The sequence below is a fragment of the Natrialba sp. SSL1 genome (genome assembly GCF_001861355.1).
In the GTDB taxonomy this organism is placed as follows: Archaea; Halobacteriota; Halobacteria; order Halobacteriales; family Natrialbaceae; genus Natrialba.
In genome coordinates, this window is the sequence record NZ_MASN01000024.1 from 22979 (window position 1) to 32102 (window position 9124).

At 66.3% G+C, this 9124-nt stretch carries 7 protein-coding genes; 3 read left to right on the top strand and 4 right to left on the bottom strand.

Annotated features, from left to right (window positions below; translation table 11 throughout):
* Window positions 1-111: 111 nt before the first annotated feature.
* The 4 genes from BBD46_RS06635 to BBD46_RS06650 form a co-directional block, all read right to left on the bottom strand.
* On the bottom strand, window positions 112-1767 hold the full coding sequence (locus tag BBD46_RS06635) for a hydantoinase B/oxoprolinase family protein (RefSeq protein ID WP_071400947.1): 1656 nt from the start codon (window positions 1765-1767) through the stop codon (window positions 112-114).
* Window positions 1764-3956: a hydantoinase/oxoprolinase family protein gene (locus tag BBD46_RS06640; RefSeq protein WP_071400955.1), complete on the bottom strand. Its 2193-nt coding sequence runs from the start codon at window positions 3954-3956 to the stop codon at window positions 1764-1766. The genes BBD46_RS06635 and BBD46_RS06640 overlap by 4 nt, the downstream gene beginning before the upstream one ends.
* 63 nt (window positions 3957-4019) lie before the next feature.
* The gene (locus BBD46_RS06645; protein ID WP_071400948.1) at window positions 4020-5225 is read right to left on the bottom strand and encodes an Nramp family divalent metal transporter; all 1206 of its coding nucleotides are present in this window, start codon (window positions 5223-5225) and stop codon (window positions 4020-4022) included.
* Window positions 5226-5420: 195 nt separating this feature from the next.
* Window positions 5421-5984, bottom strand: coding sequence for a ribbon-helix-helix protein, CopG family (locus BBD46_RS06650; protein WP_071400949.1), 564 nt, complete (start codon window positions 5982-5984; stop codon window positions 5421-5423).
* A gap of 93 nt (window positions 5985-6077) precedes the next feature.
* On the opposite strand from BBD46_RS06650, the gene BBD46_RS06655 reads away from it, so the two are divergent.
* From BBD46_RS06655 to BBD46_RS06665, 3 genes are all read left to right on the top strand, one after another.
* Window positions 6078-7511: an NUDIX domain-containing protein gene (locus tag BBD46_RS06655; RefSeq protein WP_071400950.1), complete on the top strand. Its 1434-nt coding sequence runs from the start codon at window positions 6078-6080 to the stop codon at window positions 7509-7511.
* 191 nt (window positions 7512-7702) lie between these two features.
* Window positions 7703-8704, top strand: coding sequence for a D-2-hydroxyacid dehydrogenase (ddh, locus tag BBD46_RS06660; RefSeq protein ID WP_071400951.1), 1002 nt, complete (start codon window positions 7703-7705; stop codon window positions 8702-8704).
* Between the two features lie 60 nt (window positions 8705-8764).
* Window positions 8765-9124 (top strand): NUDIX hydrolase (locus BBD46_RS06665; RefSeq protein WP_071400952.1); only part of this gene is annotated, 360 nt, incomplete at its 3' end.

A 9124-nucleotide genomic window follows, 5' to 3' on the forward strand; every position in this document is an offset into this window, starting at 1 on the left:
CAAATAACTAACTATCTTCGATCCTGACTGCATCCACATCTGCATCAGCGTCTGCATCTACGTCTACATCTACATCTGTATCTCTATCACTCGAGTTCCGCTGTACTCGAGTTACTCCTCTCGTTCGTCTGGCTCACCGTGTCCGCCACCACCGGGCGTCCGCACGGTGACGGTCGTCCCCGCGTCGACGTCGACCGTCGTCTTCGCGGGCACCGGCTCGCCGTCGAGCAGGTTCTCACCCGTCGAACCGTCTTCGCCGCCAGCGACGCCAGCCGGTGCGTGGCGGCGGCGTTCGGTCAGCAGCGAGACCGTCGCGTCCGCCTCGACCGTCACGGTGCGCTCGAGTCCCTCGCCGCCGCGGAACCGACCGCGGCCGCCGCTGCCCTCCCGCAGCGCGTAGCGTTCGACCCGGAGCGGGTACTCCGTCTCGAGTGACTCGACGGGCGTGTTGAGCGTGTTCGTCATTCCGACCTGCACGCCGTCCATGCCGTCGCGGTCGGCGCGAGCGCCGAACCCGCCCGCGATGGTCTCGTAGTAGGTGAACGAGCCGTCCCGCGCGCCGATGGTCAGGTTGTTCATCGTGCCCTGGCCCTGCGCCGGGACGCGGTCGGGTGCGGCCTCGGCGAACGCGGTGAAGACCACGTCGGTCACGCGCTGGCTGGTCTCGACGTTGCCGCCGACGACCGCGGCCGGCGGCTCGGGGTTGAGCAGCGTACCGTTCGGTGCGTGCACGCTCACGGGCTCGTAACAGCCGTGATTCGGCGGAATCTCGGGGTCGGTGAGACAGCGCACGACGAAGTAGACCGCGCTCGTCGCGACCGCTCGGGGCGCGTTGAGGTTGCCCGCGAGCTGCGCTGCGGTGCCCGAGAAGTCTACGTCGACCGACGTGCCATCGATGGTCACGGCGACGCTGATCTCGATATCGTCGTCCGTTACGCCGTCGCCCTCCAGATAGTCCGTCGCCTCGTAGGTACCGTCGGGTAACGCCGCGAGTTCGTCCTCGATCCGCTCGCGTGAGTAGTCGATGACGGCGTCGAACCCCGACAGCACCGTCTCGCGGCCGTGTTCTTCGAACAGGTCGGCCAGCCGGTCCGCGGCTCGCTCGTTCGCCGCCCGCTGAGCCCGCAAGTCGGCGCGCCGTTCGCGAGCGTTGCGCACGTTCGCCAGCAGCAGCGACCGCACCTCCTCGCGGACCTCGCCGCCGGCCACCAGCCGCGTCGGCGGTATTCGAAGTCCCTCCTGGTAGATCTCCTCCGCGCCCGCGGGCATGCTTCCGGGCGTCATCCCACCAACGTCGGCGTGGTGGGCCCGCGAGACCGCGTAGCCGACGATTTCTCCCTCGACAGAAAGCGTGGAGACCATCGTCACGTCCGGGAGGTGCGTCCCGCCCTCGAACGGGTCGTTGAGCACGAAGACGTCGCCGGGTTCTGGGTCGAACTCGAGTACCGCCTCCACAGCGGCGGGCATCGCGCCGAGGTGGACGGGGATGTGTTCGGCTTGAGCGATCATTCGACCCTCGGCGTCGAAGAGGGCGGTCGAGCAGTCGCGGCGTTCCTTGATGTTGGGGGAGTAGGCCCCGCGGATCAGCGTTTGGCCCATCTCCTCGGCGATGCCGGCGAGCTGGTTGCGCAGGACTTCGAGGGTGACCGGGTCGATGGGTTGGTCTGTGGTCGTGGGAGATTCGTCAGTCGAGCCGTTGGCTGCTGAGTCGTGGTTTGTCGAGCCGTTGTTCGTCGAGTTGTGGTTCGTTGAGTCGTGATCAGTCATTCCTCACTCACCTCCGTACGCGTCATCGCAAGCGTCCCATCCGGAAGGATCTCACCCGTCCACCTGGGCGGGATCACCGTCGTACTTTCTGCCTGTTCGAGCACCGCCGGACCGTCGACCCTCGCGCCGGGTGCGAGTCGGTCACGCTCGTAGACCGTCGCCTCGCCCTGCTCCTCGTCCGCGCCGGGGAAGTGGGCGGTTCGCGTGCCGACGACCGCATCGCCTCCGCCCTCGTGTCGAACGGTCGGCTCCGCGCCGGGAACGGTCGCCGTCGTCCGCAGGTTCACGACCTCGACTCGCTCGTCCAGCGCGTAGCCGTAGGTTCGCTCGTGGGCCTCGTGGAAGCGGTCGGCGACCGCCTCGGCGTCGAACGTCCCCTTCGAATCCACGGGGACGGTCAACTCGAAGCTCTGCCCGGCGTACCGACAGTCCGCCGCCCGCTCGAGTTGGGCCGCGTCCGGATCGGAGACGTCCGCGAGCACGTCTTCGACCAGCTCGTCGTACACCTCGCTGATCGTCGCCGGCGAGGCGGACTCGAGTGCAACACCAACGGTCCGAACGGCGTCGTGACTCTCGTCGGCCGCGAGGAGGCCGAACGCCGAGAGGACGCCGCCGGGGCGAGGCACGAGCACGCGCTCGACTGAGAGCGCGTCGGCCAGCGACGCGGCGTGCATCGGCCCTGCGCCGCCGAAGGCGACGAGCGCGAACTCGCGGGGGTCGTGGCCGCGCTCGACCGTGACGCTGCGGATCGTTCGGGTCATCGTCGCGTTCGCCACGCGGTAGACGCCGCGGGCGGCCTCGAGTGCGCCGTCCAGGCCAGCCTCCCCGGCAAGGCTCGCCAGGGCGTCGTGGGCCGCTTCGACATCGAGGGTCATCTCGCCGCCGAGCGCGGTTTCGGGGCCGATGTAGCCGAGGACGACGTTGGCGTCGGTCACGGTCGGTCGCGTGCCGCCGCGGCCGTAGCAGGCGGGACCGGGCTGTGCGCCCGACGATTCCGGGCCGACGCGGAGCGCGCCGCCGGCGTCGACCCAGGCGATGGAGCCGCCGCCGGCCCCGACGGTGTTCACGTCGACCATCGGCGTGCGGATCGGGAGGCCGTCGATTTCGGCGTCGGTCGTCCGCTCGGCGCGCCCGTCCCGGACGAGGCTCACGTCGCTCGAGGTGCCGCCCATGTCGAAGGTGACGAGCCCTTCGGGTGTCTCGCTGGCTGCGTCTGCAGGGTCGTCGCTGTCGCCATTGTCGTCGTTATCGGTATTGTCGTCGATATCGCCGTTATCGCCGCTACCACTGGAGCCGCCGACGGTCGCCCCCGCGCCGACGACGCCCGCGGCCGGACCGGAGAGCGTCGTTGTCACGGCGTGCTCGCGGACCGTTTCCGGTGCTGCGGTGCCGCCGTTCGCCTGCATAATCTGCGGTTCGGGAATCCCCGCGTCGTCGGCCTGCTCGACGAGTCGGCCGATGTAGCGGTCGATCGCGGGGCGGACGTAGGCGTCGACCGTGGTCGTCGACGTGCGCTCGAACTCGCGGAACTCGGCCAGCACCTCGTGGGAGGCCGACACCGGAACCGAGAGCTCTTCGCGAAGAATGTCGGCGACCTGGCGCTCGTTCGACGGGTCGGCGTAGGCGTGCAGGAGCGAGACCGCGACGGCCTCGACATCCGCCTCGCGGAGTTTCGCTGCGAGATCGCGAACCTCGTCGGGGTCGACGGGTTGTTCGACACCCTCGGCCGTCGTCCGCTCATTGACCTCGAACCGGCGTTCGCGGGGGACGAGCCGCGCCGGCTTCTCGGCGTCGAGATCGTAGAGCGAGGGCCGATCCTGGCGACCGATCTCGAGTACGTCGCGAAAGCCGGCGGTGGTGACGAGTGCGGTCTCCGCGCCGTCGCGTTCGAGGAGGGCGTTGACCGAGACGGTCATCGCGTGGCTGAACTCGTCGATCTCGCCGGGGTCGATGCCCGCATCGTCGCAGGCTTTTTCGATGCCCTCGAGGACGCCGACGTGCTGGGGGTCCGTGCTCGGCACCTTCGCGGTGACGAGGTCGTCGTCGACAGAGAGGGCGACGTCGGTGAAGGTGCCGCCGACGTCGACGCCGATTCGGGTATCGGCGCGAGTGTGGGTTTGGGTGTGGGTTCGAGTGCAATCGTTCGAGTCGCGGTTCGGTGCGTCCTGTTGTGTCGAGTCACGTTGCATTGCGTGCTGTTGCGGTGGATCGCGTGCGTCTGTGTCGTTCTCGTTCATATCGTTTCGTACACCTCAGAGGACGATGATATCGTACAGCGTCTGCAGCCCGATTCCGATGACGACGAGTGTGACTGCGCCGCCGAGGACGTTCTGGAGCGTGCTGTTGGTGTGCTCGCCGAGCAGTTCCTCGTTGTTCATCGCGTAGATGAGGAAGGCCGCGAGGATCGGGAGCAGGAGTCCGTTCGCGACCTGTGCGAAGACGATCACCTGGACGGGGTCGTAGTCGAGCGCGGAGAAGACGATTCCCGTTCCGAGGATCGTCATCCAGATGAGCCGAAAGCGCGTCGAGGTCAGGTCTCGTTCCCAGCCGAGCGCACCAGCGGTGGCGTACGCGCCTGCGAGCGGCGCGCTCATCGCACTCGTGAAGCCGGCTGCAAAGAGGCCGATCGCGAAGAACCAGAGCGCGTAGCCGCCGAAGACTGGCTCGAGTTGATCCGCCATCTCACCGACGTTCTGGATCGACGTCCCCTCGGGGAACACTGCGGCGGCCGTGACGACGATCGAGGTCGTGATGAGGCCGCCGATAACGACCATCGCGATCGTGTCGGTGCGACACTCGGCGAGGTCGCTCGCGCCGTCCCACCGCTCCTGAACGGTGCTCGCGTGCAGGAACAGGTTGTAGCCGACGACCGTGGTGCCGATGAGGCCGGCGATCAGGTAGGCCGACCCGTCCGGAATCGTCGGCACGAGGCCCGCCGAGAGCGCGCCGAGATCGGGGCGGACGATGACCGCGTTGAGCACGAACGCGAGTCCCATGACGATCACGAGACCGATGAAGACGCGCTCGATCAGTTTGTAGTTGCCCGTCCAGAGCAAGCTAGCGGCGACGAGACCGATGAGCGGCCCCCAGACGTTCTCGCTGACGCCGGTAATCGTGGCGAGGCCCGTCGCCCCGCCGACGATGTTGCCCGTCTGGAACGCCGCGGTTCCGATGCCGATCGCGCTGACGACCAGCACGACCCCGACGCTCTTGACCAGCGGATTCGAGAACTCGCTTCGAAACGCTTCGCCCAATCCATCCTGCGTGATCAGGCCGAATCGCGCGCTCATCTCCTGTAAGACGATCGTTGCGAGAATAGAGAAGGCAATCGTCCACAGGAGGACGTACGCGTATTCGGCGCCGAGAACGCTCGCAGTCGTGACGGTACCCGGTCCGACGAACGCCGCGGCGACGAGCGCCCCCGGTCCGATCGCTCGTATTCGGTTGAGCAAACCCATGATAGCTGTCCACATATATCGCTCGCAGAAACCATCAAAAACATTGTTAAGAACTGCACATACGTCTCGAGACCAGGCGATCTGGAGTATGATCGGTTATGAAATCGTGTGAATTGCGGTTCCGTGTTGGGAGAGTGCGTGCTCGTCCAGAAACCCGACACCGTGGGACGGGTGCGTGTGTGTTCCCGCTACGTTTCACGCCGCGTCGGACGCCGTCTCGCGGTCTTCTTCGACGATAATCGCCTTCGACACGCCGCGTTCGACCTCGAGTTTCGTCCCAATTCGGACCGTACTCCGTTCGATAAATCGCGTCATGAACCAGCAGATCGACTCCGAGGGAAAGACCACGTGATACACACCCCCCTCAGCCCCCCGTACCTCGAGAAAGCCACAGAACGATAGCCACTCGAGTAACTCCCCAACGCCGGAAAACCGATCCGCGTACTCGCGGGCGTGATAGTCGGAGACGCGGTCTGCGGCGTCGACGAATTCGGGGTCTGGGTCGCCACCGGCGTAGCTGTACTCCAGAAAGGCGTGTAAGAAGTCGACATCGAGGAGGACGTGTTCGCCCGAGGCGAGCATGCGGTAGTACTGTTCCAAGTTATCGCTCGGCTGGCGCTCTGCGGCGTCGAAGTTGGCCGCGTAGAAGGCGAGCGCGCGCCGGACGACCTCGCTCTGCCCGGCGTTCGTCTCGGCGACCAGCGTCTCGAGGGCGGTCTGGGCCTCGTCGTCGAGTGAGACCGTTACGCGCTGTGTCATGGTCGCTGGTCGGACTCGAGACGGGTATAGTTCACGCACGGTGACTCCGCTGCTCCCGAAAGTCATTCCGTTGCAGCCCCCATGAGGCCACGTATGAGCGATTCCACGGACGGCGATGGGACCGAATCGGAGTCGATCCACGCCGATGTCGTTACTGCCTTCCTTCGTCACGGGGGCGAGATCCTTCTCTTGCGCCGCAGCGATGCCGTCGGTACCTACGCCGGACAGTGGGGCGGCGTCTCCGGCTTCGCCGAAGGCGACCCCGACGCACAGGTCCGCGCCGAAATCCGCGAAGAAACCGGCCTCTCGGACGCCGAGATCGACCTCGTCCGGTCTGGCCGCTCGGTCTCCGTCACCGATCCCGATCTCGACCGCGAGTGGACCGTCCATCCCTACCTGTTCGACGCCGACAGCCGCGATGTCGATCTGAGCGAAGAGCACGACGCACTCGAGTGGACCAGTCCGACAACCATCTGCACCGGCACTGCTGCCGGCAATGCCGATGCCGACTCGGACCGCCAGACGGTGCCGGCACTGTGGACGACCTACGAGCGCGTCGCACCGACAGTGCGCTCGATTACGGCGGACGACGAGCACGGTGCAGCCGCGCTCTCGATTCGCGCACTCGAAGTGCTTCGGGATCGGGCGGGACTGGTGGTTTCCGAGCGCGCGGATTCCGACGACGGCGACGATGCGGATCAGCATGTCGACGCTGACGCTGACGCCGACGCCGACACCGACGACGCCGACGAGGAGTGGGCCGAACTCACCGCACTCGCTGAGCGACTCCTCGAGGCACGGCCGTCGATGGCGGTACTCCGGAATCGGGTGAACCGAGCGATGGCGACGGCGACCGAAGACCTCGACACGGAGGCCGTCCCGGACGCACGGGCCGTACTCGAGTCCACCCTCGCGGGAATCGAGCGTGCGACTGCTGCGGACGACGACGCCGCGGCAACTGCAGCCGACGTGATCGACGGCACCGTGCTCACGCTCTCGCGCTCTGGAACCGTCGTCGACGCGCTCCGAACCGGCGCGCCGTCACGGGTGTTCGTCGCCGAATCCAGACCCGCGTTAGAGGGAGTCGACGTCGCCGAGGAGCTGGCCGCTGGGACGGTCGACTGCCCCGTGACACTCCACACCGACGCCGCAGCCGCACACGTGCTCGCAACCGAATCCATCGACCGGGTGCTCGTCGGCGCGGACACGATTCGCCACGACGGCGCTGTCGTGAACAAGACCGGAACGCGAGCGCTCGCCGTCGCCGCCGCCCACGAGGACGTTCCCGTCACCGTCGTCGCCGCCACGGACAAAATTTCGACCCGTGAGGAGGTTACACTCGAGTCCGCCGCGCGTGATGCGGTCTACGACGGCGAGGCCGCGGTCGATGTGCTGAACCCAACGTTCGACATCACACCCGCTGACTGTGTGGCGGAGTTCGCGACGGAACGAGGTCTGCTCGCGCCCGCCGAGATCGAGGGGATCGCCGAGAACCTGCGCGCACTCGAGTCCTGGCGCGACCGCTGAAGCGACAGAGGGAAACCCGTTCGTCGAGTAGGGACCGCCGGCGGCCGTGACGAGCAGTTACCCCCTCCGAGCCCCTTGTGACGAGGACTTTTCCCGAGCCGCCGTTTCTGTACGTGCCGAGCTCCGCGTATCGCGACAGCAATGACACAGGTTGGCAAAGCTTGAACGTGGGGTCGTCCGTACCGGGCGGTATGCCAGCTAGTTCAGACGAGACGGGCGACCGAGAGGCAGCGTCCGACTCGAACTCGGACGCCGATTCCGGCACCGACCGCGAAATCACACTCCTCGGCATCCACGACTCCGTCGGCAACGTCTTCCCACCGGCCGAACTCGCCGACGAACTTGCCGAGCTTCCCGTCCCTGTGGAAGTCGTCGACACCGACGACAGCAGTAAGTGCGACGCTATCGTCACGCGAGACTATCACGACGTCTTCCTCGACCTCGAGTGGGTCCACTCCATCCAGGCCGGCGTCGACCGCTTCCCCTTCGACGAGTTCGAAGCGAACGACGTGACCCTCACCAACAGCACGGGGATTCACGACCGGACGGTCGGCGAAACCGTCGCGGGCTACCTCCTCGCGTTCTCTCGGCGGCTCCACACCGCTATCGCCGCCCAGCAGGACCGCCGTTGGGACCGCCCCGCGTGGGACGAGGCGTTCACCCTGCCCGGCAAGACCGCCTGCGTTCTCGGCACCGGCACGCTCGGCAGCGGCGTTGCCGACACCCTCGGCTCGCTCGGCGTCCACGTCACCGGCGTCCGCCGTTCCGGCGACCCGGTCCCCGGCTTCGAGGAGGTGTACCCGACCGAAGACCGCCACACGGCTGTCGCCGACGCCGACTTCGTGATCATCACGCTCCCGCTCACCGACGACACGCACCACCTCGCCGACGCCGAGTTCTTCGACGCTATGCGCGACGACGCCTACTTCGTCAACGTCGGCCGCGGCTCCATCGTGGACGAACCCGCGCTGGTCGATGCACTCGAGTCCAACTCGATCGAAGGCGCGGGCCTCGACGTGTTCGAGACGGAGCCGCTGCCAGAGGAGTCTCCGCTGTGGGAGATGGACGAGGTGATTATTACGCCCCACTGTGCCGCGTTTACGGTTGACTACTTCCGTGATGTTGGTGGACTGGTTCGAGAGAACGTCGAGCACCTCAGGAATGGCGAGGAGCTAACGAATCGGGTCGTTTAAATTCTGGAGGGATCGAACCGGATAGAGACCGTTTAAGGGGTGTGTTCACCTTTCGCCGATATGGAAACGACGCGCCATTTCACAGCAACGGTCTACATCGTCAACGACGGTGCGACTGCCCTCCACGAGCACAAGCGTCTCGGGTTGACGATTCCACCGGGCGGTCACGTCGATCGGGACGAACTACCTGCGCAAGCCGGCATTCGTGAGGTCCGTGAAGAGACAGGTCTCGAGGCGACACTGCTCTCCGATCCAGAACCGATTGGAGCACCCAAAGGTCGGCCGCTTCCGACACCTCGCCACCAGATGCTCTATGATATCAACACCCACGACGGCGCGGTGGGTCACCAACACATCGATTTGATGTATGTGTTTAGCCCGAAGGCTCAACAACCGGTACAGCGTGACGCCTTGAGATCA

Coding starts and splice junctions, on each gene's coding strand:
- BBD46_RS06640 (WP_071400955.1), bottom strand. CDS start 3,956: ATGCAACGTGACTCGACACAACAGGACGCACCGAACCGCGACTCGAAC.
- BBD46_RS06635 (WP_071400947.1), bottom strand. CDS start 1,767: ATGACTGATCACGACTCAACGAACCACAACTCGACGAACAACGGCTCG.
- BBD46_RS06645 (WP_071400948.1), bottom strand. CDS start 5,225: ATGGGTTTGCTCAACCGAATACGAGCGATCGGACCGGGGGCGCTCGTC.
- ddh (WP_071400951.1), top strand. CDS start 7,703: ATGCCAGCTAGTTCAGACGAGACGGGCGACCGAGAGGCAGCGTCCGAC.
- BBD46_RS06650 (WP_071400949.1), bottom strand. CDS start 5,984: ATGACACAGCGCGTAACGGTCTCACTCGACGACGAGGCCCAGACCGCC.
- BBD46_RS06655 (WP_071400950.1), top strand. CDS start 6,078: ATGAGCGATTCCACGGACGGCGATGGGACCGAATCGGAGTCGATCCAC.